The sequence below is a fragment of the Streptodolium elevatio genome (assembly GCF_053592165.1).
On record NZ_JBSFVE010000021.1, the window covers coordinates 139,276 to 165,284 of the forward strand.

The following is a 26,009-nucleotide window of genomic DNA, read 5'->3' on the forward strand; positions in this document are numbered from 1 at the left end:
CCGGCCGGTGTGCGGAGGCCGTCTCTTCCGCGGCCCCGCACACCGGTCCGGCCTCCGCCCGGTCCGGGAGCGCGCCATGTACCTGTCCTCCAGCCGCAGCGGCGACCTGAGCACCGGGGTTCGCCGCGACGAGCCGAACCCCGGTGCCGATCCCGGCACTTCGGACGCTGCCCCCGAGGAGCCGCCCGGCACTCGGCCAAAGCCGCAGTCGCGGGGGCGGTCCCGGTCGCAGGGGCGGTCCCGGTCGCCGTCGCGGTCGCGCCGCCGGGTAGGCCTCATCGTCGCCCCCAACGTGGTCGCCCTCGGCATGGTCTCCTTCGTCACCGACGTCTCCGCCGAGATGGTGACCGCGATTCTCCCCGTCTACCTTGTGCTCGGACTCGGCCTGTCGCCACTGGCGTTCGGCATGCTGGACGGCCTCTACAACGGCGCCACCGCGTTCCTGCGCATCGCGGGCGGGCACATCGCGGACCGTACGCGGCGGCACAAGCCCGTCGCGGGGTTCGGCTACGGCCTTTCCGCGGCCTGCAAGTTGGCGCTTCCGGCGGCGCACTCGGTGCCGGTGATCGGGGCGGTGATCGCGGCCGACCGCATGGGCAAGGGCATCCGGACCGCGCCGCGCGACGCGCTGATCTCCCTGTCGACGCCAACCGGCGCTCAGGGCAAGGCATTCGGCGTGCACCGGGCGTTCGACACGGCGGGCGCACTGCTCGGCCCGCCGGCGGCGATGGCGGTCCTGTGGTTCACCGCGCAGGCGTACGACGCGGTCTTCGTGGTCAGCTTCTGCCTCGCCGCCTTCGGTGTCTTGCTGTTGTGCCTGTACGTCCGCGAAATCCCGTACGCGGCAGCGCCGAAGGCGGTTCCCCGGCGAGCGCCCGAAGGACCGCCCGCGGCTGCCCCCGAAACCACGCCCGAACCAGCGCCTGGAGCAGCGCCCGCAGCAACGGAACCCGCGGCCCGGCCGCGCCTGCGCGAGGCCGTCGGGGTGCTGCGCGTCCCCGCGTTCTCCCGCGTCTGCCTGTACGCCCTCGTGCTCGGCGCCGCGACGATCGGCGACGGCATGGTCTACCTCCTTCTCCAGCAACAGGTGGACCTACGGCCGCACTTGTTCCCGCTGCTCCCCTTCGGAACGGCGCTGGGGTTCCTGCTCCTCGCCGTCCCGGTCGGCCTCGTCGCCGACCGGGTGGGCCGCCTGCGGGTGTTCCTCGCCGGCCACATCTTTCTCCTGCTCTGCTACGTCGTGTTGCTGACCCCTGTGCCGCGCGGCCTGCTGATCGTGCTTCCGCTGGTCCTGCTGGGCGTCTTCTACGCCGCGACCGACGGAGTGCTCATGGCCGTCGCGGCGCCGCTCGCCCCCAAGCGGCTGCGCGGCGGGTCCCTCGCCCTCGTCCAGACCGGCCAGGCGGCCGGCCGCGCGATCGGTGCGGTGGCCTTCGGCGCGGCCTGGACGGCGTGGGGGCCGCGTACCGCCCTTGTCACCGCGGCCGCGGTGCTGTGCGCGGCGTGCGCCGCCACCGCGCTGGTCGCGTACCGCTGCCGCGAAACCGTCCCGGAGGACGCCCGATGACCCGCACCGCCCGCACCGTCGTGCTCGCCGTGGTGACCTCGCTCCTGATCGGGGTGGCGGTGGCCTACACACTGCACGCGGCGGGGCGGTCCGAGAGCGGACCGCGGCAGGAGCTGAGCGAGGTGACCCTCGACGCCCCGGGGCGGATCGTGTTCCGGACCACGATGGCCGGGACGGGCCGCGACCACCTGGCGGCCGTAACGCTGTCCGACACGGGCAAGGACGACGGCAAGGACAACCGGCGGATCTCGCCGACCTCGTGCCTGGTCTTCCACGCCGCCAAGGGCACCGGCGTGTGCCTCAAGCTCGCCAACGCGGCGCTGCACACCTACAACGCGGTGATCCTGGACAACCGCCTGCTGCCGGTGGACAGCCGCGAGATGGCCGGCACACCGTCGCGGGCCCGGGTCTCCCCGAGCGGGCGGCTGGTCGCGTGGACCTCGTTCGTGGGCGGGGAGTCGTACGCGGGGCTGGACTTCTCCACGCGCACCGCGATCCTCGACCGGCGCACGGACACGCTGCACAACAACCTGGAGGAGTTCTCGATCATCCGGGACGGCAAGCCGTACAAGGCGGCCGACGTCAACATCTGGGGCATCACCTTCGCCGCCGACGACAACCGCTTCTACGCCACCGTGGCGACCGACGGCCACCGCTACCTGGCCGAGGGCGACCTCGCCGCGCGCACGTTGCGCACCCTGCGGGACAACGTCGAGTGCCCCTCACTGTCACCCGACGGCACGAAGCTCGCCTACAAGAAGCGCGTCGACGGCACGGACCCGTCCCGGCCCTGGAAGCTGTTCACCCTGGAGCTGGCCACCGGGCGCGAGACGCCGACGGCCGAGACCCGGACCCTCGACGACCAAGCCGAGTGGCTGGACGACGGCACGGTCCTCTACAACCTCCCCGGCGACCTGCGGGCAGACGTCTGGTCCGTACGCGCCGACGGCACCGGCACCCCGTCCCTGGTCCTGAGACACGCCCTGACCCCCGCGGTCCTCCGGCCGTGAGCCCGGCGCCTGGCGCGCGGCAGGACCGCAGGGCCGATCGGGTGCATTGTGCGGCGGCGCGAGCGTGGGAGCGCGTGCGCTCAGGCGGCGTGCGGGGCAAACGCCGCGCGGACGCCTTCGCCGGTCCAAGTGAGGGTGACGTCGCTGTCGAGGGCGCGCGCGAGGCGGTTCAAAAGGTCGGGTGTGGGGGTGGTACCGCTCTCCTCGATGCAGACGACGGCGTCCTCGTCCAGGCCGGCGCGGTCGGCCAGCTCGGCCTCCGACAACCCGGCGGCCACGCGTGCGTCATGGACGGCCTTCGCCAGGGCGATTGCGGCGGCCATCTCGGCCCGCTGCCGTTGGGCCTCGGGATCCAGTGCCTCGACAGGATCGACCCGCCAGGCGGCGTGTCGTCGCTCGATCGCAGTGCGCGCATCCATGGGTTAAGGCTACTCCCGGGCGAATTCTTCACATGCGGCCAGATGATGGTCGGCGCAGATCTTCCGCGCCACCTTGGCCCGCTCGACCTGACGGTGTTCGCGGTCCCGGGTCTTGGCAAAGACGGTGAGGAGCACCACCCGCCGGCCCGGGGCCAGCCAGTAGGTGATCCGCATGCTCAGCGGGTGCAGTCGCAAGCGCAGCTCTCGCACATCGTCACCGAGTGCTTTGGTGTAGGGCTCATCCAGCGTGGTGGCGTGCTCCGCGAGCAGATCCGCCAATTCTTCGACGCGTCGGTACTCGGACATGGTCAGCGACTCGAGCCACTGCCGGACCTCCGGCTCGAGCTCGATCAGGTAGCGCTCGGTCACGGGGCGCAAGTCTGGCGTCGGCGTGCACGGAGTGAGAGCCAAATCGAATCAGTCATCTTGTATGACAAATTGAGAGCCGCGTGCGGATCGGGTCGAGGTGGTGAATATCCGCTGGTGGTTGTGGCGGCCGGCATGCCTATCCTTGGGCCCGTATGGATACGCCGTCTGCCTCCGCTCCGCTCGCCGATCTGCGGGCTCGATTGTCCGGTGTGACCCTGCGTGACGAGCGTCGGCTGGCGCGGCGGATCGACGGGGCACGCCGTGTTCGCGACCCCGAGGTGCGCGCCTCGATCGTCGCGGAGCTGGCCGGGGAGATCGAGGACGCCGAGTTGCGGGCGGGGTTGCGCCGCGCGGCCGTGCCGGACATCGCGTACCCCGAGCAGCTGCCGGTGTCGCAGAAGAAGGACGACATCGCCGCCGCGATCCGGGACCACCAGGTGGTCATCGTCGCGGGCGAAACCGGGTCGGGGAAGACGACGCAGCTGCCGAAGATCTGCCTGGAGCTCGGGCGCGGGGTGCTTGGGCTCGTGGGGCACACGCAGCCGCGGCGGCTCGCCGCGCGGACGGTGGCCGACCGTATCGCGGAGGAGCTGAAGACCCCGCTCGGGTCGACCGTCGGGTACAAGGTGCGGTTCAACGACCAGGTGTCGGACGAGTCGCTGGTGAAGCTGATGACGGACGGCATCCTGCTGGCCGAGTTGCAGACCGACCGCGACCTGCTCCAGTACGACACCCTCATCATCGACGAGGCGCACGAGCGCAGCCTCAACATCGACTTCATCCTCGGCTACGTGAAGCAGCTGCTGCCGCGGCGGCCGGACCTGAAGGTCGTCATCACGTCGGCGACGATCGACCCGGAGCGCTTCTCGCGGCACTTCGGGGACGCGCCGATCGTCGAGGTGTCGGGTCGGACGTACCCGGTCGAGGTGCGCTACCGGCCGCTGGTGGCCGACGACGCGCACGAGGGCGACGGGGACGACCGGGACCAGGTGCAGGGGATCATCGACGCGGTCGAGGAGCTGCAGGCCGAAGGGCCCGGCGACGTCCTGGTGTTCCTGTCCGGCGAGCGCGAGATCCGCGACACCGCGGAGGCGCTGACCAAGCGGAACCTGCGCGACACCGAGGTCCTGCCGCTGTACGCCCGGCTCTCCTCCGCCGAGCAGCACCGCGTCTTCCAGCAGCACAGCGGGCGCCGCGTCGTGCTGGCCACCAACGTCGCGGAGACCTCGCTGACGGTCCCGGGCATCAAGTACGTCGTCGACCCCGGGACCGCGCGGATCTCGCGCTACAGCCACCGGACCAAGGTGCAGCGGCTGCCGATCGAGGCGGTGTCGCAGGCGTCGGCGAACCAGCGCAAGGGCCGCTGCGGGCGTACCTCGGACGGCATCTGCATCCGGCTGTACGCCGAGGAGGACTTCCTCGCCCGGCCGGAGTTCACCGACCCGGAGATCCTGCGCACCAACCTGGCGTCCGTCATCCTCCAGATGACCGCCATCGGGCTGGGCGACATCGCGGCGTTCCCGTTCATCGACCCGCCGGACCGCCGCAACATCAAGGACGGCGTCGACCTGCTCCAGGAGCTGGGCGCGATCGACCCGGCGCAGACGGACGTACGCAAGCGCCTGACGCCGGTGGGCCGCAAGCTCGCGCAGCTGCCGGTCGACCCCCGCATGGCGCGCATGGTGCTGGAGGCCGAGCGCAACAACTGCGTGCGCGAGGTCATGGTGATCGCGGCGGCGCTGTCGATCCAGGATCCGCGCGAGCGGCCCGCCGACAAGAAGGAGCAGGCGCAGCAGCAGCACGCGCGGTTCGTCGACAAGGAGGCCGGCTCGGACTTCCTGACGTACCTCAAGCTGTGGGACTACCTCCAGGAGCAGCAGAAGGAGCGGTCGTCGTCGGGTTTCCGGCGCATGTGCAAGCAGGAGTTCCTGAACTACCTGCGGATCCGCGAGTGGCAGGACGTCTACAGCCAACTGCGGCAGACCGTACGGCAGATGGGCGTGCGGCTCGGCGACCAGCCCGCGGACGCGCAGCGCATCCACACGTCGATCCTGATCGGCCTGCTGAGCCACATCGGCCTGTACGACGCGGCCAAGCGCGAGTACAGCGGCGCGCGCGGCACCCGTTTCGCGGTCTTCCCCGGGTCGTCGCTGTTCAAGAAGCCGCCGCGCTGGGTGATGTCCGCCGAACTGGTCGAGACGAGCCGGCTGTGGGCGCGCGTCAACGCCCGGATCGAGCCCGAGTGGATCGAGCCGCTCGCCGAACACCTGGTCAAGCGCAACTACAGCGAACCGCACTGGGAGCAGAAGGCGGGCGCGGTGATGGCGTACGAGAAGGTGACGCTGTACGGCGTGCCGATCGTCCCCCAGCGCAAGGTGAACTACGGGCGCATCGACCCCGAGATGTCGCGTGAACTGTTCATCAGGCACGCCCTGGTCGAGGGCGACTGGCGTACCCACCACAAGTTCCTGAAGGAGAACCGCGCACTCCTGGAAGAGGTCGAGGAGCTCGAACACCGGGCGCGACGCCGGGACATCCTCGTCGACGACGAGACGTTGTTCGAGTTCTACGACCAGCGGCTCGGCAAGGACGTGGTCTCAGGACGGCACTTCGACACATGGTGGAAGAAGACCCGGCAGCAGCAGCCGGATCTGCTGAGCTTCGAGAAGTCGATGCTCATCAACGAGCGCGCGGGCGGCATCGACGAGGCCGACTACCCGGACTTCTGGGTGCAGGGCGACCTGCGGCTGCCGCTGACCTACCAGTTCGAGCCGGGCAACGCGGCCGACGGCGTCACGGTGCACATCCCGCTGGCCGTGCTCGGCCAGGTGGTGCAGGACGGCTTCGACTGGCAGATCGCGGGCCTGCGCGAGGAGTTGGTGACCGAGCTGATCCGTTCGCTGCCGAAGACGCTGCGCCGCAACTTCATTCCGGCGCCCGACGTCGCCCGCGCGGCACTGGCTCGGATGACGCCGCGTCAGGAGCCGCTGGCACAGGCCCTCGCCCGCGAACTCCAGCGGCTCAAGGCGATCCCGGTGCCGCCGGAGAGCTGGGACTTCGACCGGATACCCGAACACCTGCGGATGACCTTCCGCGTCGAGGACGACCGGGGCAAGCCGCTGGCCGAGGGCAAGGACCTCGCGGAGCTGAAGCTGCGGCTCAAGCCGAAGTCCCAGGCGACCCTGTCGCGGGCGGCCGACACCGTGGAGCGCGCGGGGCTGAAGGAGTGGGGCGATCTCGGCACGCTGCGGCGTACCTTCGAGTCCACGCGCGACGGGCACCCGGTCAAGGGCTACCCGGCGCTGGTCGACGAGGGAGCGAGCGTCGCGGTACGCGTCTTCGAGACCGAGGCGGAGCAGCAGGCCGCCATGTGGCTCGGCACCCGGCGGCTGCTCATGCTGGGCGTGAACTCGCCGGTCAAGGCCATCGCGGGCCGCCTGCCCAACCGCGCCAAGCTCGCGCTCAGCCACAACCCGCACAAGGACATCGCGGACATGTTCGAGGACTGCGTGGCGTGCGCGGTCGACAAGATCATGGCCGACGCGGGCGGACCGGCCTGGGACGCCGAGGGTTTCGCCAAGCTGCTGGCCAAGGTACGCGCCGACCTTCCGGCGACCACCGAGGACACCGTGGTCAAGGTCGAGCGGATCCTGACCGTGCACCACGCGCTGGAGGTCAAGCTGAAGGGCACCACGAGCCTCGCGCTCGTGCCGGCCTTGACCGACATCCGCGCGCAGTCGGCCGGGCTGATCCACCGCGGCTTCATCGCCGAAAGCGGCTGGCGGCGCCTGCCGGACGTGCTGCGCTACCTGCGCGGGATCGAGCGGCGGTTGGCCAAGCTGCCGAACGACCCGCACGGGGACCGGCACCGGATGCTGAAGGTGACGGACCTTGAGGAGGCGTACGCGCGCCGCCTGGCGAACCAGCCGAAGGGCCGGCCGCTGAGCGACGAGGTCCGGCAAGTGCGGTGGATGATCCAGGAGTTGCGGGTCAGCTACTTCGCGCAGTCGCTGGGGACGCCGTATCCGGTGTCGGACAAGCGGATCCTCAAGGCGCTGGAGGCGTAGGCAGAGTCGCCGGAGCTGTCGGAGCTGTCCGAGGCGTCGGAGTTGTCGGAACGGCCCGGGTCAGTCGGAACCGCCGACGGCGGGCGGCGGGGCGGGAAGTCCTTGTAACTGCCGGGAATCTCCCCTACCGTCCGCCGACGTGGGACACACACGCCGCACGTTCGCGACGCTCGGTACGGTCCTCGCGGCGCTCGCCGCCCTCGTCTCCCTCCCGGCTTCCGCGCACGCGGATCCCGCGGGACCGGTCCCGGCCGTGGAGGGCCCGGTCACCGGGCCCGGCTCCCCCTGGACGGCCGTCACCGACTCGGGCGAACTCGCCGCGCGCGGGTACGGCGAGCGCGAGTACTTCCTTTCCGGGCAGGCGACTTCGTACCGCCGGGTCGGGACGTGGGACGCGTCGGGCCGGTGGGCGGCGGAGCCGGATACGGCGGCGGCCTACAAAACGCGGGTGCTGGTCCGCACGCCGAACGACGCGGCGCGCTTCAACGGCACCGTGGTGGTCGAATGGTTCAACGTGAGCGCGGGCTTCGAGACCGCGCCCGACTACCAGTTCATGCGCGAGGAGATGCTGCGGCGCGGGTACGCGTGGGTCGGCGTCTCGGCGCAGGCCGCCGGAATCGACGCTCCGCCGGGGCCGTTCGGGCTCGGCGGCCTGAAGTCCTACTCCCCGGCGCGGTACGGCTCGCTGAGCCACCCCGGCGATGCGTACTCGTACGACATCTTCACCCAGGTCGCCGCCGCGCTTCGGGTGACCGGGCAGGGCGACCTGCTCGGCGGGCTGGGCGGCGAGCGCGTGCTCCTCGCGAACGGCGAGTCGCAGTCGGCGTTCCGGCTCACCACGTACGTGAACGCGGTGCAGCCGCTGACCGGGGCGTACGACGGCTTCCTGATCCACAGCCGCTTCGCCTCCGCCGCGCCGCTCGAGGGCGGGTTGCAGGAGCCCGCGGTGCCGGTGGCGTTCATCCGGCCGGACGCGGGTGTGCCGGTGCTGGTGACGGAGTCGGAGACGGACGTACCGCTGCACCTGGCGGCGCGGCAGGACGACTCGGACGCGTACCGGCTGTGGGAGATGCCGGGCACGTCGCACGCCGACGCGTTCACGGGCGCGACGGCGATCGGCTGCGACAAGCCGGTGAACTCGGGGCCGCAGACTTACATGATGCGCGCCGCGCTGCGCGGTCTGACGACGTGGGCGGGCGGCGCGGCACCGCCGCCCGCGATGCCGCGGATCGAGGTCGACGGGGCCGGGGCGATCGTCCGCGACGCGCACGGCAACGCGCTCGGCGGCATCCGTACGCCGCAACTCGACGTGCCGATCGCGGCGTTGCGCGGCGACGGGAACAGCGGACCGAACCAGTTTTGCCAACTCGTGGGCACGACGGTCCCGTTCGAGGCCGCCATGCTGCGTGCCCTCTACCCCGACCATGCCGCGTACGTCGCCGCCTTCGACGCCGCGGCCCGCCGCGCCGCCACCGCGGGCGGGATCCTCTCCGACGACCTCCCGGCCCTGCACGAGGAGGCGGACGCCGCGCCCGTCCCGCCGCCGCCCTCCGGATCGCTCGACCAGGGCGTCGAGGGCGAGGTACGCCCAGGTGCCCTCGCCATGGCGCAGCAGGCCTCGGGGGTCACCCTCACGCCCGCGACGATCGACGGCACGCCGCAGACCGTGACCGGGCGCCTGAACACCGTGGCCGTCCAGGACTACCGCGGCTCGACCCTCGGGTGGTCGCTTACCGGGCAGTCCACCGACTTCACCTCGGCCACCGGCGGCCGGATCCCCGCCACCGCCCTGGCGTGGACCCCCGTGTGTGCCGTCGTGAGCCCCGACGCGCCCAGCGGGGCGACGCCGGGCTCCGCCGGGCCCATTCCCACGCACGGCGCCCTGTGCACCCAGCCGGAGAACCAGCGCGGGCAGGTCTCCGGCGGCGAGTTCACCGCCGACGCCGAACTCGCGCTGCGGATCCCGGCGTACCCCCTGGCCGGCGCCTACACGGCGACGCTCACCCTGACCCTGATCTGAGCCCCCGACCCTGATCTGAGCCCTGACCCTGGTCTGAGCCAGGGGTCGGCGGCAAGGTCCGTGACGCGGCGACTCGGGAGGGCCGTCGCCTCGGACACGGCCTGGTTCGAACACGGCCAAGTACGGAGACGGCCTACTTCGAGGGCACGGCCTATTTCGAAGGCACGGCTTGGGTCGAGGGCGGCTGGGGGCGGGTTGCGTCTTCGAGCAGTTCGAGGAGGTGGCGGTAGGGGTGACCGGTGGCTCTCGTCATGCCCAGTTCGCAGGTGCGGTTCACGGAGATATGGGCGGAGGCTCCGTGGCGGCGTACGGACCGGGCCTCTGAGGCGGTTGCGGAGGCGGTCAGTTCGGGGTGCAGCAGGCCGCGGTCGCCGGCGAAGGCGCAGCAGGTCCAGTCGTCCGGTTCGACGACCGTCTCGGCTGCCGCGGCGGCGACGCGGAGGAGTGAGTCGTGGATGCCGAGACGGGTCGAGGAGCAGGTGTGGTGGACCACCACCGAGGGGACCCGTCGGGCGCGGGGCAGGCGGGGCAGGACGGCGGTGTCGGTGAACGCGACGGCATCGACGACGGTGATGCCGTGTTCGGCGAGCAGGGCGGCCAGTCCCTCGGAGCAGGAGGCGGCGTCCACGACGACCGGGAGCGCGCCGTTGCCGGTGGCGCGCCACAGCACGGGAAGGACGAGGTCGCGCATGGCGGCGTGGCCATCTGTCAGTCCCTTCGACTTCCAGGGTGTTCCGCAGCACAACGAGGCGATGCCGTCGGGTACCCGGATCTCGATGCCGGCGCGCTCGCACAGCGCCAGGAAGGCTTCGCGGACGCCTCCGCCGGATCCGGCGGACGACGGCTGCGCGGCCCCGAACATGGTGGTGACGCAGGACGGGAAGAAGACGGCCTCGGGGGCCCTCGCGGGCCGGGCACGCCGCGGGGAGCCGCCTCGCGGCAGCTCCGGTGACCACGCCGGGACGAGTTCGGCGCCGAGGAGCGCTCGCCCGACGGCCGATGCCCTGCCGGGCAGGGCGGACGGGGCCGCGTCGGCGGCGGTGAGCGCGCCCGCCGCCGTGCGCGTCACGCCGTCCCAGTGCCTCGCCGCCGAGACGCCCAGCTTCTGCGCTGTCCTGCCAAGGCGTTCGGTGCGCAGGCGGCGGGTCAGGTCGCCGGTGTCGATGAGCACCGGGCAGGCCGTCTGGCACATGCCGTCGACCGCGCAGGTGTCCACCGAGTCGTATTGGGCTTCGGCCTCGATGCGCGCCGCCAGCTCCGCGTCGCCCGCGTGGTGCGCGCGGGCGGCTTCGCGGCGCAGCACGATGCGCTGACGCGGAGTCAGGGTGAGGTCCCGGCTGGGGCAGACGGGTTCGCAGTATCCGCACTCGACGCAGCGGTCGACTTCGCTCTCGACGGTCGGGGTGGACTTGAGGTGGCTGATGTGGACGGCCGGGTCGTCGCTGAGCAGGACGCCGGGGTTGAGGAACCCGTGGGGGTCGAGCAGTTGCTTGACCTCGCGCATGACCTCGTACAGCTCGTCGCCGTATTGGCGGCGTACGTACGGCGCCATGATGCGGCCGGTGCCGTGCTCGGCCTTCAAGGTGCCGCCGTGGCCGAGGACGAGGTCGACCATGTCCTCGGTGAACGCGAGGTACCGGTCGACGAGACGGGCGTCGTCGAAATCCTCGTTGAGGAGGAAGTGGATGTTCCCGTCCTTGGCGTGGCCGAAGATGACGCTGTCGGAGTAGTCGTGCCGGTCGAACAGCGCGGTCAGTTCGGTGCAGGCGGGCAGGAGGCGGTCGACGGGGACGGCGATGTCCTCGAGCAGCGCGGTGGTGCCCGAAGGGCGCGCTCCCGCGACGGCCGCATACAGGCCCTTGCGGACGTGCCAGAGGGTGGCGCGGGTATGCGCCGAGTCGGTCAATGCGGCCGGCGCCGCGAGCGGAAGTCCGGCGAACAGGCCGGCAGCTGTCCGCACCCGGTCCTCGAGGGCCTCGGCGGTCGGCTGCTGGTGTTCGACGAGCAGGGCTGCGTGCGTGCGCAGGTCCAGACCGCGCAGCTGGTCGGTGGCCTTCGGGTCGCGTCGGGCCACGCGCAGGCTTGTGGTGTCGAGGAGTTCGACGGCGGCGAACCCGGCGGCGACCAGGTCCGGAAGAGCGCCGGTGGCGGCCGCCAGGTCGTCGAAGAAGAGCAGTCCGGTGGCCGTGTGGGGGTGGATCGGCACGGTGCGGAACGTGGCCTCGGCGACGAAGGCCAGGGTGCCTTCGCTGCCGATGACCAAGTGCGTGAGGATGTCGACGGCACGGCTGTGGTCGACAAAGGAGTTCACCGCGTAGCCCATGGTGTTCTTGAGGGCGAACAGGCGGCGGATCGTCGCCGTCGACGCCGGGTCGGCGCGTACGCGGTCGCGGAGGCGCAGCAGGCCCGCGTGGATGCCGGGTTCGAGCACGCGCAGCCGGTCATCGGCGTCCGGCACGCCGGTGTCCAGGGTTGTTCCGCTCGGCAGGACGAGGACGGCCGATTCGAGGGTGCGGTACGTGTTGTACTCCGTGCCGCAGGCCATGCCGCTGGAGTTGTTGGCGACGACGCCGCCGATCGTGCAGGCGATCTCGCTGGCGGGGTCGGCCCCGAGCTTGCGGCCGAAGCGCGCCAGCCGGGCGTTCACCGAGCGTACGGTCGCGCCGGGTTGCACCCGGACGCGGTCGCCGTCGTCGAGCACCTCGATGTCGCGGAAGTGGCGCCGCGTGTCGACGAGGACGCCGTCGCCGCCGGCCTGGCCGGACAGGCTCGTACCCCCGGAGCGGAGCGTCAGAGGCAGGCCGCGCGCGGCGGCGGCCCGGAACAGCGCGGCCATCTGTGCCGCGCCGTCGGGGCGTACCACCGCCCGGGGCACGAGAAGGTAGTGCGAGGCGTCGTGGGCGGCGGCCAGGCGGTCACTTGCCCGCGCGGCGACGGCGCCGGGCGCCGCCCGCTCCAGACTGCGCAGCGTGGCGCCGTCGGTGGCGGGCAACCCGGGGCGTCCGCGGGCGTCGGGGGCTCGACGGCCGCGGTGTTCGGCGTGCCGCACGGCTCACCTCCGGTCGGCCGGCGGCGGGGCCGGCGGTGCGGGGCGGCCGCTCGGCGCGGCGGCGAGGGCGGTCAGGGCGCGGCGCACGTATCCGCCGGCATCCGCCAGTGCGGTCCGGCACTGTTCGGGGCTCGGCCCGACGCCGCGCCCCGTCCCGGACCCGACATCAGTCCCGGTTTCGGACTCGGTTGCGGACCCGGTGCCGGCTCCGTCGCCCGGCCGGGCGGGGTCGGGTCGCCGGGCCAGGAGGTAGACGACCGCGGTCTTGATGTCCCCGCACGCGTCGAGCGCGGCGGCGGCCTCGGCGCGGGGTACTCCGGTGGCCTGGCCCAGCACGTCCAGCGAACGACCGCGCAGCTTCGCGTTGGTGGCCTGCAAGTCCACCATCAGGTTGCCGAACGTGTGCCCCAGACGCACCATCAACGCGGTCGAGAAGGTGTTGAGGATCAGCTTCTGCGCGCTGCCGGCCTTGAGCCGGGTCGAGCCGGTCAGCGCCTCCGGGCCGGTGTCGGCGACCAGCACGTAGTCCGCGAACTCGGCGAGCGGAGCCGCGGGGTTCGACGTGACCAGCGCGGTGGGCACGCCGAGCACGCGGGCCGCCGACAGGGCCGCGCCGACGTAGGGTGTGCGCCCCGACGCGGCCAGCCCGATCACGACGTCGCCGGAGCGGATGTCGCCGGTGTCGGTGCCGTCGACCACATCCTCGGCGTCCTCGACCGCGGTGACGAACGCCCGTGCTCCGCCCGCCTGGTGGGCGACGACCGTGTCGGACACCCCGAAGGTGGGCGCGAGTTCGGCGGCATCCAGGACGCCGAGCCGGCCCGATGTCCCTGCTCCGAAGTAGTGCACACGCCCGCCGTCCGCCACCCGGGCGGCCGCGACGTCCACGAGGTCCGCGATGCGCGGGAGTACGGCCGCTACCGCACCGGGTACCGTGCGGTCCTCGGCGTTGATCAGCCGCACGAGTTCGAGCGTGGGCACGAGGTCCAGGTCCAGCGTGCGGTCGTTGACCTCTTCGGTGGGGGAGATCACGTGGATCCGGGGCTGTTTCACGTGCGGTCTTCCTCCCACGAGCCGTCGTCGGCGTCGGTGCGACGGCCGGCGACGGCCCGGCGGGTGATTTCGAGGGCGGAGATCGCCCGGTCGTAATTGCGCTGGGCGACGGCGGCGAAGAGTACGTCGACGACGCTCAGCGCCGCGATCCGCGACGCGGTCGCGCCGGAGCGGAAGGTCGTCTCCCGGCCGGCGGTGGTGAGCAGTACGTCGGCCATCTGGGCGAGTGGCGAGTTGGGGGCGCTGGTCAGCGCGACGGTCCGCGCCCCGCGGGCGGCGGCCTCGCGGATGGCGTCGACGGTGTCGGTCGTGGCGCCGCTGTGCGAGACACCGATGGCGACGTCGTCCGGGCCGAGCAGCGCCGCCGCGGTGAGCGCGGCGTGGGTGTCGTGCCACGCGAAGGCGATGAGCCCTATGCGGTGCAGTTTCTGCTGGAGGTCGAGAGCGATGACGGCGCTGGCTCCGACTCCGACGATGTCGATGCGGCGTGCCACGGATGTCAGGCGTACGGCCTCGGCCATGGCCGCGCGGTCCAGGATGCGTGCGGTGTCGGCGATCGCCTGCCGGTCGTGGTAGGTGATCGTCTCGATGATCGCGTCGAGGTCGTCGTCGCGGCCGATGTCGCCCCCGACCTTGCGATTGCCGTCCGCACGCTCCTGCTCGCGGCCCGACTCGGTGGCGAGCGCGACACGCAGGTCGCGGTAGCCGTTGAGGCCGAGTTCGTGGCACAGGCGCAGCACCGTCGTCTCGGACGTCTGTGCGGCGCGCGCGAGTTCGGTGATGGTCTGGGTGGCCACCATGGCCGGGTCGCGGAGGATGCAGGCCGCCACGCGGCGCTTCGACGGCACGAGGGACGGCGCCAGCCCGCGGAGGCGGGCGAGCAGGTCCCGGCGTCCCGACGGGGTGGCCGCCGGCTGCCCGGACGCGCGCGTGCCCGCGGTCGCCCCGCGGCTCTCGGTTGCCCGGTCCTGGGTCGGTGCCATGGTCATTCCCCCGTCTTCTTCTCGACCCGTACGGCCGGTCCGGCCGTATCCGCGGTCGTCTGCGACGGCGATTGTGCAGCATCCGCGGCTTCGGCAAGGCGGCGGCGCATCACGTGGCAGGCCAGGCGGTGTTCGCCCGATCCCGGCGTGCCTGCCGCGCCGACCCGCGGCACCGGGAGCAGTGCGGGCTCGTCGGTGCGGCACACGTCCTCGGCCAGGGGGCAGCGCGGGTGGAAGCGGCAGCCCGAGGGCGGCGCGGCGGCGTCCGGGACCTCCCCGGTGACGACCGCTTCCACCCCGCCCTGGCCCTGCGCCGGGTCCGGCAGCAGGACCGCCGCCTGCAGCGCCTTGGTGTACGGGTGCAGCGGCTCGTCCGACACCGCGTCCCACGGGCCGACCTCGACGATCTTCCCGAGGTACATCACCGCGATGTCGTCCGCGAAGTGCCGGACCATGCCCAGGTCGTGCGAGATGAACACGAACGTCAGCCCGAGCTCTTCGCGCAGCTTCACCAGCAGGTTCATGATCTCGGCACGCACCGAGACGTCCAGGGCGGACACCGGTTCGTCGAGCACCAGGACCTCGGGCCGCACCGCGAGCGCCCGGGCGATGCCGAGTCGCTGGCGCTGGCCGCCGGAGAGCTGGTGCGGGTACCGCTCCGCCAGGGCGGGCACCAGGCCGACCTGTTCGAGGAGTGCGGCGACCTGGTCGGGGCCCGACGGCAGGCCGTGCACGGCAAGGACCTCGGCGAGTGCGGCGCCGGTGCGCTGGCGCGGGTCGAGGGAGGCGTACGGGTCCTGGAACACCAGCTGGATCGTGCGGCGCAACCGGCGCAGCGCGCCCCGCTTCGCCGTGTCGACCCGGGCGCCCAGCACCTCGACGGAGCCGGCGTCGGGCCGCTCAAGCCGGGTCAGCAACCGGGCCAGCGTCGACTTGCCGCAACCGCTCTCGCCGACGACGCCGAGCACGCGGCCGCGTTCGACGCGCACGCTGACGTCGTCCAGCGCGTGCACGGTGCCGCGGCCGGCCGAGCGGTAATGCCGTACGACGCCGCGGACGTCGATGGCCGGTGTCCCGCCGGTGGCACCGGCGTTCTCGGTGTCGGCCGGCAAGGACCGCGGCGGTTCCGCGGTGTCACGCGTCCTGCGCACGCCCGGTCACCTCCAATCGCTTCCCCGTCCATTCGTTCCGGGGGAACCAGCAGGCCGCGCGCGAGGAATCGCGGTCCAGCAGGGGCGGTTCCTCGGTGGTGCAGTGGTCGGCGCGATGGGGGCACCGCGCCGCGAAGGGGCAGCCTCGCGGCAGGTCGGACAGCAGGATCGGACTGCCGCCGATCTGCGGCAGCGGGGCCTGGTGCGGATGCGCCGGGGTGGGCAGCGACCGGAGCAGGCCGTCGGTGTAGGGGTGCTGCGGCGCGGTGAACAGCCTTCGTGTTCCGGAGAGTTCCGCGACGCGTCCGGCGTACATGACGGCTACCCGGTCGGCGATGCGCGCGACCACGCCCAGGTCGTGCGTGATCCACACGACGGCCAGGCCGTACTCGTCGCGGAGCCGGGACACGGTGGCCAGGATCTGCTGCTGGATGGTGACGTCCAGCGCCGTGGTCGGCTCGTCGGCGATCAGCACCTTGGGCCGCGGCGCCAGCGCGCAGGCGATCAGCACGCGCTGGCGCATGCCGCCCGAAAGCTGGTGCGGGTACTGCCGCATGAGGGCGCGCGGGGAGGGCAGCCCGACCTCCCCGAGCACGTCGAGCGCACGCTCGTGGGCGGCCTCCTTGGACCATCCGTGCGCGCGCAGGCCCTCGGTGACCTGCTTGCCGATGCGCATCACCGGGTTGAGCGAGGTCATCGGGTCCTGGTAGACCATGCCGATCTCGGCGCCCCGGATCCTGCGGCGTTCCTCCTCGGGGAGGGTGACCAGGTCGCGCCCCTCCAGGAGGACCCGGCCGTCGGTGACCTCGGCGCCGCCGGGCAGCAGGCCGGCCACGCTGAGTGCGGTGAACGACTTGCCGGAGCCGGATTCGCCGACCACGGCCACGGTTTCGCCGCGCTCGACGTCGAGGTCGACGCCGCGCAGGATCTCCAGCGGCCCCGAGGCGGTGCGGACCGCGGTGCGCAGTCCGCGTACGGCCAGGACCGGTTCGCGGGCGGGCCGGACAGCCTCGGCGGGCCCGGCGGGCGCCGTACCGTTGCGGTACGCGCTGCCCTGCGGCGTGTTCGGGTCGTGCTTCATGAACGGGACTCCCGCCGGGGGTCGAGGGCGCTGCGCAGCCCGTCGCCGAGCAGGTTCAGGGCGATCACCGCGATCACGATGGCCAGCGCCGGGAACGTCAGGGTCCACCAGGCGTTGGCGACGGTGCTGCGGGCGTCCGAGACCATCAGCCCGAGGCTGGCCGCGGGCGGCTGGGTGCCGAGCCCGAGGAACGACAGGGACGATTCGGTGAGGATCGCCCAGGACAGCGCCAGGGTCACCTGGACGACGATGGGCGCGCTGACGTTGGGCAGTACGTGCCGGAGCATGATGCGCGGCAGCGGAGTGCCCAGCACGCGCTGCGCCTTGATGTACTCGGCGTTGCCGACGGACAGCGTGGGTCCGCGGGAGACCCGGGCGAAGATCGGCGTGTACACGACGGCGATCGCGATCGCGGTGTTCTGCCAGCCGGTGCCCAGCGCGGTGACGACGGCGAGGGCCAGCAGGATCGCCGGGAAGGCGAACAGGATGTCGACGAAGCGGCTGACGGCCTGGTCGACCCAGCCCCGGAAGAACCCGGCGCAGATGCCGAGCACCGAACCGATGACCGTGGCGATGGCGACGGACAGCACGGCGACGCGCAACGAGGTCCAGATGCCGACCGCGACGCGCGCGGCGATGTCCCGGCCGAATTGGTCGGTGCCGAACCAGTAGGTGCCGGAGGGGCCTTGGAGGCGGTCGTCGGGGTGCTGCGCGATCGGGTCGTGCGGCACGGCCCCGACCGCGCCGAGCAGGGCGACCAGGACGAGCACGCCGGTGACGACCAGCCCGATCCTGCCGTTGCGGTCGTGCCACACGCGGGTGAGCAGACGCGTACGGGTGTTCGCGGGTGTGGAGGCGGGGACCGGTTCGGTCTCGGTGGCCAGGGGTTGGATGCTCATGCTGCTCGCGTCCTAGGGTCGATGGCCCGGTAGAGCAGGTCGACGATCAGGTTGACCAGGACGAACAGCACGGCGATGACCAGCACCGTGCCTTGCACGACCGGGTAGTCGCGGTTGGTGATGGAGGTCAGCAGGAGCCGTCCCATGCCGGGGAGCGCGAAGATCTGCTCCACGATGACGGTGCCGCCCAGCAGGTAGCCGAACTGGATGCCGGTCAGGGTGACGATCGGGATCGTGGCGTTGCGCAGGATGTGGGCGCGGCGGATCCGGCCGGGGTGCAGGCCCTTTCCGCGGGCGGTGCGCACGTAGTCCGCCTCGGCCATCTCGACGTACTCGGAACGGGTGGTCCGCATGACGTTGGCGGCGAAGGGGATGGCCAGCACGAGTGCCGGGTAGAACACCTGGCTCATGTTCTCCGAGAACGAGGTCGTCAGCGGGACGAACGTGCCCGTGTTGGGGAAGTAGCGGAACACCTCGGCGAGGATCGTGACGACGGCGGTTCCGACCACGAATTCGGGGATCGCCAGGCCTACCAGGGCCGCGCCCTGGGTCGCGCTGTCGGTCCTGCGGCCCGCCCGGGCGCCGGCCAGGACGCCGAGCGCGACCCCGGCCGCGGTCCCCATCAGCGCGGCCAGCGCGGCGACCTCGATGGTCACGGGCAGTGCGGTGCCGAGGAGTTCGGTGACCGTCTTGCCGCTGGTCACGGAGAGCCCGAGGTCGCCGTGCAGGACGCCGGAGATCCATGTCCAGAGCTGCTCGAACCATGACTTGTCGATGCCGTAGTAGTGGTTGAGCGAGTCCCGCTGCTCCGGGGTCAGGGTGCCCGACTCCGTTCCGAGGGACGCGGTGACGGCGTCGCCCGGGATTGTGCGCAGCACGACGAAGACGACGATTGTCACCCCCACCAGGGTGAGCACGGCGCCTCCGAACCGCGCGGCAAACCATCGCCAGGTCAGCATGCGGTCGGCTCCTCTCGAGGTTGTGAACCGGGTCGTGGTGTCGGTGGTGTCGGTGGTGGAGTTGGTGGTGCGGGTCGATCGCGTTGCCGGTCGCGGGTCGGCCGTGGAAGGGGTGCGGCGCGGGTGGAGGTTCCGGGCCGCGGTCCGGTCGGGCGGTCGGCGTGGTCGCCGCCACGGGGGGCGTGGCTGCGGGCCACGCCGACCGCCCCGGGCCGGCCGCTGGGCCGTCAGGCTCCTGCCTGTGCCCTGGTGCCCGCGGCCGGGGGCCTCCGGGTCACTTCACCGCCGCCAGCGACGTCAGCAGTTCGTCGGGTCGCGCCGTGAAGCCCTGCACCCCGGACTTGACCAGGTAGTAGTCGTCCGAGCGGAACATCCAGATCCACGGGGACTCGGCGAGGAGCTGCTTTTGCAGGTCTCCGTAGATGGCCTTCCGCTGCGCCTCGTCGTTGGTGGCGTTGCCCTGCGCGAGCAGATCGGCCAGCTTCGGCGACTCCAGGCCGGCCGGCTTGCTCAGGCTGCCGCCGGCGCCGAAGTAGCGCCCGTACATGAGATAGGGGTCGTAGGAGCCGCCGTTGAGGGCGACCGCGGCTTCGTAGTCGGCGGCCAGCCACGCCTGGACGTACGGCGAGGTGGGGAGTTGGCGCAGTTGGAGGTTCACGCCGATCTTGGCGAGCTGGGCCTGCAGGTTCTGCGCCTCGGCACCCGCGGAGGCGTACTCGCCGGTCTCGACGATCGTGTCGAGCGTGAATCCGCCGCCGTAGCCGGCCGCCGCGAGCATCTGCTTGGCCTGGGCGGTGTCGCCGGGCGTGCACGGCAGGCCGTCGGTGGCCGGGTACGGGAACGCGGGGCTGGTGATGGGGCCGGTGACCGTGCCGTCTCCGTAGGCGGCGGTCTTGAGGACCTGGTCCCGGTCGACGGCACACGCGATCGCCTGGCGGACCTGCTGGTTCTGGAGCGGTCCGCGGCGGCCGTTGAGCATGAACGTGTGGTACGCCAGCGTCGGTTGCTTGACCAGCTCGTAACCGCCGCCGGAGCCGGCCTGCTGCGCGATGCCGGGGTCGGAGATCAGGCCGATCTGGAAGGCGCCGGCCTTCATGCCGGACAGGATCGACGCCTCGTCCGGGATCACCCGGAAGGTGAGGGTGCCGATCGCCGGGGCTCCGCCGTAGTACGCGGCGTTGGAGGTCAGCACCACCTGCTGCCCCTGGTCCCACTGCTTCCAGGTGAAGGGGCCGGTGCCGTCGGGCGACTTGCCGACGGTGCCGGCGGTGATGTCCTTCGCCGCGAGGATCGAGGTGTTCACCGAGGCGAGGGAGTAGAGCAGCGAGGCCGTGGGCTTGCTCAGGTGGAGGACGACCGTGGCCGGGTCGGGTGTGTCGATGCCCGTGATCGCGGTCAGGTTGGAGCGGGCGACCGCTCCGGTGGACTGGTTCAGGATGCGCTCGAGCGAGGCCTTCACGTCCGCCGAGCCGAACGGCGTGCCGTCGTGCCAGGTGACGCCCGTACGCAGGGTGAACGTGACGGTCAGGTTGTCCGGCGAGATCGTCCACGCGGTCGCCAGGTCGGGCTGGAGGGACCCGTCGGTGCCGGTCTTGACCAGCGACGAGTAGACCAGGCCGAGGGTCTGCTGGGTCTGGAACGCGGTGGCGAGCTGCGGGTCGAGCTTGTCGATGTCGCCGGTGCGGGCGACGGTGAAGGCGGAGACGTCGCCGGACGACGAGGAACCGCTGCTCGGTGAGCAGGCGGACAACCCCACCGTGAGGGCGACGGCGGCGGCCGTGATGCCGGTCATGAGGCGACGGGGGGCCGGACCTCTTCGGATGGTGGCGCGCACCTTCCGAGGGGTCCCCCGACGCGGCGCGATGCGAGTTGTCATGGCGACGTCCTTCGAGCTGCGGAGCGGCAAACTTGGCTCAGGTTAAATCTTCACCTTGATGACAGGCAAGAGGTAAACCATTAACCTCTGGCCTGTGACCGCCACACCGCATCCCCCGCCACCGGTCCTCCTCACGACCGGCCCGCTGCGCGAAGCCGCCGCCGAACTGGTCGGCCCCCGGCTCGGCGGGCTGCCGCCTCCCGGGGCGCTGGTCGCCGTCGCGGCGCAGGGGGCCGTCGCGTATGCGGCGGTCGGCCACAGCCGGGTGCACCGGGCCGGAAGCCGCACCGCGACGCCGGCGACGCCCAATGCGACCGAAGCGGAGCCGATGCAGTGGGCCACCCGGACCGACGCCGGGTCGGTCACCAAAGTGCTGGGCACGACCGCGGCCCTCATGACGCTGACCGACCTCGGCCACCTGAACCTCGACGACCCCGCGCACCGCTACGTGCCAGGCCCCGATCCCGACATCCGCCTGCGGGACCTGCTGGAACACCGTGCGGGACTGCGCGAGTGGTGGCCGCTGTACCTCGACGGGAGCGGCGAGACCGATGCGGTGACCCGAGCGGCGCGCATCCCCCGGCGCTACCCGGTCGGCGCCGGACGCCACTACTCCGACCTCGGCTTCATCCTGCTCGGCGGCGTGCTGGCGCGCATCGGCGGCGGCCTGGAGCACACGGTCGCGGAACTGGTGCTGAGGCCGTACGGACTGACCGGGACCGCGTACCGCGCACCGGTCCCCGGCGGCCCGGTCGCCGCGAGTTCCGCCGGAGACCGGGTGGAACGCGCGATGGTCGCCACCGGCACGCCGTACCCGGTCCCGGCCGAGGTCGCCGCCGCGGCGGACGCGTTCCCCGGCTGGCGCGACCACGTGCTGGTCGGCGAGGTCAACGACGGCAACGCGTTCCACGCCTTCGGCGGCGCGGCCGGGCACGCCGGCATGTTCACCACGGCCGCGGACCTGCTGCGCTTCGCCGGTGCCCTCGACGACAGCCTCCACGGTCGCGGCCCGATCCGCCCCGTGACCGCGGAGGCGTTCGCCACCCCGGGGGCCGACCCCGGGCAGGCCCTCGGCCTGCGCGTCTGGCACGGCCCCTGGGGCAGAGCGCTCGGGCACACCGGGTTCCCGGGCGTGGCCGTGGCCGCGCTGCCGGACCGCGGTGCCGCCGTCGCGATGATCACCAACCGCCTGCACGCCGTGGGTGGGGGCGCCGGAGGGGCGGGCGGCGAATCCGGAGGCGCGGAAACGCCGCCGGCTTCGCTCGGCGACCTGCGGCCGACCGAGGAGATGTGGCTGCGCGTACTGGCCGCGGCCGCGGACCACCTGAACGCATAGACCGACCAGCTCACCTGGAGAACCGCGTGGATCTGACCGTCATCGGCATACTGTCCGGGACCTCGTACGACGCCGTCGACGCGGCCGTGGCCGACTTCGCGCTGGACGGGACCGCAGTCGTCTGCCGCCCGCGCGGCACGTACAGCGAGGACGTGCCCGAGGAACTGCGCGCCCGCCTCTCGGCCGCCCTGCCGCCGCACCCCACCACGCTGGCCGAGGTCTGCCGCCTCGACACCGAACTCGGCCGGTTGTTCGGCGCGGTCGCCGCCCGGGCCAACCACGAAGTCGCGGGCGGCGAGGCGCACTTGGTGGTCTCGCACGGCCAGACCGTCTACCACTGGGTGGAGGGCGGACGTGCGCTGGGCACGCTGCAACTGGGTGCCGCCGCATGGATCGCCGAGGCCACCGGGCTCATGACGGTCACCGACCTGCGCACCCGCGACATCACCCGCGGCGGGCACGCGGCACCGCTGGCCTCCACGCTCGACGAACTGCTGGTCCTGTCCGGGGAGCCGGTGCCCGCCGACGGCCCGGGCGAGCCGCGGCCGGGCGTACGGCGCGGGTCGCTCAACCTCGGCGGCATCGCCAACATCACGGTGCGGGACCGCGAGGGCCGGGTGATCGCGTACGACATCGGCCCGGCGAACGCGCTGATGGACACGGCCGTCGTCGACGCGACGGACGGGGCGGAGCGGATGGACAAGGACGGCGCCCGGGCCGCGCGCGGCCGGGTGGACCGCGAACTCCTCGACCGTCTGCTGGCCGAGCCCTACTACCGGCTCGCTCCGCCGAAGTCGACGGGCAAGGAGCTCTTCCACGCCGAGTACGTCCGCGAGGCACTGGGCGGCCGGGCGATCGGGGCCGACGACCTCCTCGCCACGCTGACCGAACTCACCGCGCGGCTGGTCGCCGACGCGTGCCGCGAGCACGACGTGACCGAACTGGTGGTCGCGGGGGGCGGGGTACGCAACCCCACACTCATGCGCCGCATCGCGGAACTCGCCGCCGGCACCGTCATCCGCCCCATCGACGACTTCGGGCTCCCGGCGCAGGGCAAAGAGGCGTACCTGTTCGCGCTCCTCGGCTACCTCGCCGTGCACGGGCTGGAGGGCACCGTCCCCTCCGCCACCGGCGCCCGGCGCGGATCCGTCCTCGGCTCCCTCACCCCGGGGGCGCGGCCGCTCGAACTCCCGGCCCCGGCAACGGTGCAGCCGCGGTACATGCGAGTGGTCCCGTGAGCGCGGCGGAACGGGTGGCGGCCGGATCCGGCCTGCGCGGCGCGACGCACGACGACCTTCCGGCGATGGCCGAGATCTTCGTCCGGTCCTGGCTGGGGGCGTACGGCGGGATCGTCCCGGACGACGTGCTCGACTCGTTGCAACCCGGGAGCGTCGCCGCCGACCTGGCGGTGGGGCTCGACGACCCGCGGCTGACCACGGTCCTGGCGCTCGGCACCGCCGGGGAGCCGGTCGGGTTCGCCCGTTTCGGCGACGACGTCACGGACCGGTCGGACCGGTCGGACCACGAGGGCGGCGCGGGCGGGCACGACGGCTACCTCGCGGCGCTCTACGTCCATCCGGCCGCCTCGGGCCTCGGCATCGGGGGCCGCCTCCTGCGCCACGCCCTCGACGCGATGCCGGGGCGGGCCGTGGGACTGTGGGTTTTCGAGGCGAACTCCCGCGCCCGCTCGGTGTACGAGAAGGCCGGGTTCCGCCCCTCGGGCCCCCGGCGGACCGATCCGCGCTGGCGCACACCCCAGATACCCATGCGGCGCCCCGCCCGCAACGAGCCGCGCCCGCTCCCGGCGCTACCGGACCTCACCCTCCCCCGAGTCCGCGCGGTGTCCACGACGGTGGTCCGGCGGCCGCTGCGCCGGCCGTTCCGCACCGCCCTGCGCACGGTCCACACCCTGTCGGCGATCGAGGTCACCCTGCACACCGCGGACGGCCTGTCGGCGACCGGCTCCACGGTCGCGACCCCGGCGGTCACCGGCGACACCGCGGACGCCGTCCTTGCCGCGCTGCACGGACCGATCAGTCACGTCTTGCGCCGCGGTCCGCGGGACTTCGCGCAGGCGCTGCGCGCGGTCGAGGCGGCGGCGCCGGGGGTGGCGTCCGCCAGGGCCGCCGCCGACGTGGCTCTGCACCACCTTGCGGCGTCGTCCCCGGCGTTCGCCCGCACCGGCCTCCCCGGACTCCTCGGCAACACACCCCTGCCCGTCCGGTCGGACCTCACGATCAGCGTGGACAGCCCGGCGGCAATGGCCACCGCGGCGCGCGAGGCCGCGGAAGCGGGCTTCGACACACTCAAGCTCAAGCTCGCCGACGCCGATGTGGACGTACGCCGCATGTCCGAGGTCCACGCCGGACTCGGGGGCGCCGAACGCCGCGTGGTGCTGCGCGTCGACGCCAACCAGGCCTGGACGCCCGACGAGGCGGTCCGCGTACTGGACCGGATCGCGGCTCTCGGCATCGACCTCGAACTGGTCGAACAACCGGTCCGCGCCGCCGACCTCGCCGGCTTGGCGCACGTCCGCCGGAACTCCCCCTGGCCGGTCCTCGCCGACGAAAGCGTCTTCACCGCGGACGACGTACGCCGCGTCGCCGACGCGTCCGCGGCGGACCTGGTCAACCTCAAGCTCCTCAAGTGCGGAGGCCTCGGCCCCGCGCGGGAGGTGGTCGCCGCGTGCGCCGAAACCGGGCTGGGCCTGGTGGTCGGCTGCATGCTCGAACCGGCCGAAGGCGTCGCCGCCGCCCGGCACTTGGCGGCCGCCGCCACCGTGGGCCCACTGGCCCACGACCTGGACGCGGGCTGGTGGGCGGCGACCTGACCGCACGCCGGTGCGGCGACGGCCGCCGTCAGCCCTTGCGGCGCGGTTTGCCGCGCTTCGCGGGGGCTGCCCCGCGCGGCGGGTTGGCGCGGGTTCCGCCGGTCTTGCCCGTCGGCTTGCCGGCGGCTTTGCCCTTGGACCCGCCGGCCGCTCCCCCTGACCGGCCTCCGGCAGACGTACGCGCGGCCTTGGGCTGCGGCGGGGTGGGCGTACGGCCGCGCGAGCTGTTGACTGTGCGGCCGCGCACGATCCCGATGAACTCCTCCACCAGGTCCGTGGTCTCCCCCTCGCGCCACGACAGCGCGACCCGCGACTCGGGGGCGTCGGTCAGCGGCCGGTAGGTCAGGTCCTTGCGGTGGTGCAGCCGCGCCAGCGACTGCGGGACGACGAGCACGCCGACCCCCGCCGCCACCAGCTCGACCGCGTCCCCGGTGGTCGCGGGCCGCTCGACCGCGGGGCGCCCAGGCAGTTCCTCCCACGGGAGGGCGTCGTCGAGCGGGTGCAGCACGATCTCGTCGGCCAGGTCCTCCGTCGTCACCTCGTCCGCCGCCGTCACGACGTGGTCCTTCGGCACGACGACGACCGTGGTCTCGGTATAGAGGGGAATCGCGCTCAGCGCGGTGCGGTCGACCGGCAGGCGTACCAGCCCGGCGTCGGCGCCGCCGTCGCGCAGCAGGCCGGCCGCCTCGTCCGCGGTCGCCGCGACCAGTTCGAGCGGGACGTCCGGCAGGCGCTCGTGCCAGGTCCGCACCCACTTGGCGGGCGTCACCCCGGGAACGTACGCGAGCCGGAACGAAAGGGGTGTCTCCGAGCCTGTCACCCCGTCAGGTTACCGGGCGTGATCCGAGGGGCCGCGCATGCTCGCTACCCTTGGCGCCATGACGTCGCACAAGACCGCCCAGACGATGAAGCCCGCGACCGCGGCGAAGAAGCTGGGTGTGTACCTCCAGGCCACCCCGCCCGAGTTCCAGGAGGGTGTCGTCTCGCGCGACGAGCTGAACGCGCTCCAGACCGACCCGCCCGAGTGGCTGCGCGAACTGCGCCGCAACGGACCGCATCCGCGTCCCGTGGTGGCCGCGAAGCTGGGCGTCTCCATCGCGGGCCTGGCCCGCGGCGGCGTCACCGAGGCGCTGACCACCGACGAGATCGAGGCGCTGAAGGACGAGGCGCCCGAGTGGCTGGAGCAGGAGCGCGCCACCCAGGCCGAGGTCCGGCGCGAGGCCGCGCGCCTCAAGGAGAAGCAGCAGGACGAGCAGGCGAAGAAGGACGCCCCCGCACCCGCGCGGGCCGCCAAGCCCGCCCCGAAGCGCCCGGCCGGGCGCGGCGCTCGGCGGTAGTCC

19 protein-coding genes are annotated in these 26,009 nt (G+C 72.7%); 8 read left to right on the top strand and 11 right to left on the bottom strand.

Annotated features, from left to right (window positions below):
- Nucleotides 1-76: 76 nt before the first annotated feature.
- Both ACWD12_RS31725 and ACWD12_RS31730 read left to right on the top strand, forming a co-directional pair.
- Complete coding sequence (locus ACWD12_RS31725) at nucleotides 77-1,567, top strand: MFS transporter (RefSeq protein ID WP_450102436.1); 1,491 nt, start codon at nucleotides 77-79, stop codon at nucleotides 1,565-1,567.
- Complete coding sequence (locus tag ACWD12_RS31730; RefSeq protein ID WP_450102437.1) at nucleotides 1,564-2,577, top strand: TolB-like translocation protein; 1,014 nt, start codon at nucleotides 1,564-1,566, stop codon at nucleotides 2,575-2,577. Before ACWD12_RS31725 ends, ACWD12_RS31730 begins: the two co-directional genes overlap by 4 nt.
- An 80-nt stretch (nucleotides 2,578-2,657) precedes the next feature.
- Here ACWD12_RS31730 and ACWD12_RS31735 read toward each other — a convergent pair whose 3' ends face one another.
- Nucleotides 2,658-2,996 (bottom strand): helix-turn-helix domain-containing protein, encoded by a 339-nt coding sequence (locus tag ACWD12_RS31735; protein ID WP_450102438.1) that lies wholly within the window; start codon nucleotides 2,994-2,996, stop codon nucleotides 2,658-2,660.
- Between the two features lie 9 nt (nucleotides 2,997-3,005).
- Nucleotides 3,006-3,365 carry a type II toxin-antitoxin system RelE/ParE family toxin gene (locus ACWD12_RS31740; protein WP_450102439.1) on the bottom strand — a complete coding sequence of 120 codons (360 nt, stop codon included), beginning with the start codon at nucleotides 3,363-3,365 and terminating at the stop codon, nucleotides 3,006-3,008.
- Between the two features lie 152 nt (nucleotides 3,366-3,517).
- On the opposite strand from ACWD12_RS31740, the gene hrpA reads away from it, so the two are divergent.
- Nucleotides 3,518-7,432, top strand: a complete 3,915-nt coding sequence (hrpA, locus tag ACWD12_RS31745) for an ATP-dependent RNA helicase HrpA (RefSeq protein WP_450102440.1) — start codon at nucleotides 3,518-3,520, stop codon at nucleotides 7,430-7,432.
- 139 nt (nucleotides 7,433-7,571) lie between these two features.
- Nucleotides 7,572-9,452 carry an alpha/beta hydrolase domain-containing protein gene (locus tag ACWD12_RS31750; protein WP_450102441.1) on the top strand — a complete coding sequence of 627 codons (1,881 nt, stop codon included), beginning with the start codon at nucleotides 7,572-7,574 and terminating at the stop codon, nucleotides 9,450-9,452.
- Nucleotides 9,453-9,603: 151 nt separating this feature from the next.
- Here the strand turns inward: ACWD12_RS31750 and ACWD12_RS31755 are convergent, their stop codons facing one another.
- From ACWD12_RS31755 to ACWD12_RS31790, 8 genes are all read right to left on the bottom strand, one after another.
- Nucleotides 9,604-12,501, bottom strand: a complete 2,898-nt coding sequence (locus ACWD12_RS31755; protein ID WP_450102442.1) for an FAD-binding and (Fe-S)-binding domain-containing protein — start codon at nucleotides 12,499-12,501, stop codon at nucleotides 9,604-9,606.
- A gap of 3 nt (nucleotides 12,502-12,504) precedes the next feature.
- Nucleotides 12,505-13,554 carry an N-acetylmuramic acid 6-phosphate etherase gene (locus ACWD12_RS31760; RefSeq protein ID WP_450102443.1) on the bottom strand — a complete coding sequence of 350 codons (1,050 nt, stop codon included), beginning with the start codon at nucleotides 13,552-13,554 and terminating at the stop codon, nucleotides 12,505-12,507.
- Nucleotides 13,551-14,543, bottom strand: coding sequence for a MurR/RpiR family transcriptional regulator (locus ACWD12_RS31765; RefSeq protein ID WP_450102444.1), 993 nt, complete (start codon nucleotides 14,541-14,543; stop codon nucleotides 13,551-13,553). Before ACWD12_RS31765 ends, ACWD12_RS31760 begins: the two co-directional genes overlap by 4 nt.
- Nucleotides 14,540-15,688, bottom strand: coding sequence for an ABC transporter ATP-binding protein (locus ACWD12_RS31770; RefSeq protein WP_450102445.1), 1,149 nt, complete (start codon nucleotides 15,686-15,688; stop codon nucleotides 14,540-14,542). Before ACWD12_RS31770 ends, ACWD12_RS31765 begins: the two co-directional genes overlap by 4 nt.
- Entirely contained in the window at nucleotides 15,672-16,769 is a 1,098-nt protein-coding gene (locus ACWD12_RS31775) for an ABC transporter ATP-binding protein (RefSeq protein ID WP_358359478.1), read from the bottom strand. Before ACWD12_RS31775 ends, ACWD12_RS31770 begins: the two co-directional genes overlap by 17 nt.
- Nucleotides 16,766-17,668: an ABC transporter permease gene (locus ACWD12_RS31780; protein ID WP_450102446.1), complete on the bottom strand. Its 903-nt coding sequence runs from the start codon at nucleotides 17,666-17,668 to the stop codon at nucleotides 16,766-16,768. Before ACWD12_RS31780 ends, ACWD12_RS31775 begins: the two co-directional genes overlap by 4 nt.
- On the bottom strand, nucleotides 17,665-18,627 hold the full coding sequence (locus ACWD12_RS31785) for an ABC transporter permease (RefSeq protein WP_358359473.1): 963 nt from the start codon (nucleotides 18,625-18,627) through the stop codon (nucleotides 17,665-17,667). Before ACWD12_RS31785 ends, ACWD12_RS31780 begins: the two co-directional genes overlap by 4 nt.
- Nucleotides 18,628-18,901: 274 nt before the next feature.
- Nucleotides 18,902-20,419 carry an ABC transporter substrate-binding protein gene (locus ACWD12_RS31790; protein ID WP_450102447.1) on the bottom strand — a complete coding sequence of 506 codons (1,518 nt, stop codon included), beginning with the start codon at nucleotides 20,417-20,419 and terminating at the stop codon, nucleotides 18,902-18,904.
- 178 nt (nucleotides 20,420-20,597) lie between these two features.
- Here ACWD12_RS31790 and ACWD12_RS31795 point away from each other — a divergent pair, with 178 nt between their 5' ends.
- From ACWD12_RS31795 to ACWD12_RS31805, 3 genes are read left to right on the top strand one after another with little or no spacing between them, the layout of a single operon-like run.
- Entirely contained in the window at nucleotides 20,598-21,839 is a 1,242-nt protein-coding gene (locus ACWD12_RS31795) for a serine hydrolase domain-containing protein (protein ID WP_450102448.1), read from the top strand.
- A 32-nt stretch (nucleotides 21,840-21,871) separates the two neighbouring features.
- Nucleotides 21,872-23,077 (top strand): anhydro-N-acetylmuramic acid kinase, encoded by a 1,206-nt coding sequence (locus ACWD12_RS31800; RefSeq protein ID WP_450102473.1) that lies wholly within the window; start codon nucleotides 21,872-21,874, stop codon nucleotides 23,075-23,077.
- Entirely contained in the window at nucleotides 23,074-24,669 is a 1,596-nt protein-coding gene (locus ACWD12_RS31805; RefSeq protein WP_450102449.1) for a GNAT family N-acetyltransferase, read from the top strand. Before ACWD12_RS31800 ends, ACWD12_RS31805 begins: the two co-directional genes overlap by 4 nt.
- 28 nt (nucleotides 24,670-24,697) lie before the next feature.
- On the opposite strand, the gene ACWD12_RS31810 is transcribed toward ACWD12_RS31805, so the two are convergent.
- Complete coding sequence (locus tag ACWD12_RS31810) at nucleotides 24,698-25,489, bottom strand: LysR substrate-binding domain-containing protein (protein ID WP_358359463.1); 792 nt, start codon at nucleotides 25,487-25,489, stop codon at nucleotides 24,698-24,700.
- Between the two features lie 58 nt (nucleotides 25,490-25,547).
- Between ACWD12_RS31810 and ACWD12_RS31815 the strand changes: the two genes are divergently transcribed.
- Nucleotides 25,548-26,006, top strand: a complete 459-nt coding sequence (locus ACWD12_RS31815) for a DUF5997 family protein (RefSeq protein WP_450102450.1) — start codon at nucleotides 25,548-25,550, stop codon at nucleotides 26,004-26,006.
- The last annotated feature ends 3 nt before the right edge of the window (nucleotides 26,007-26,009 follow it).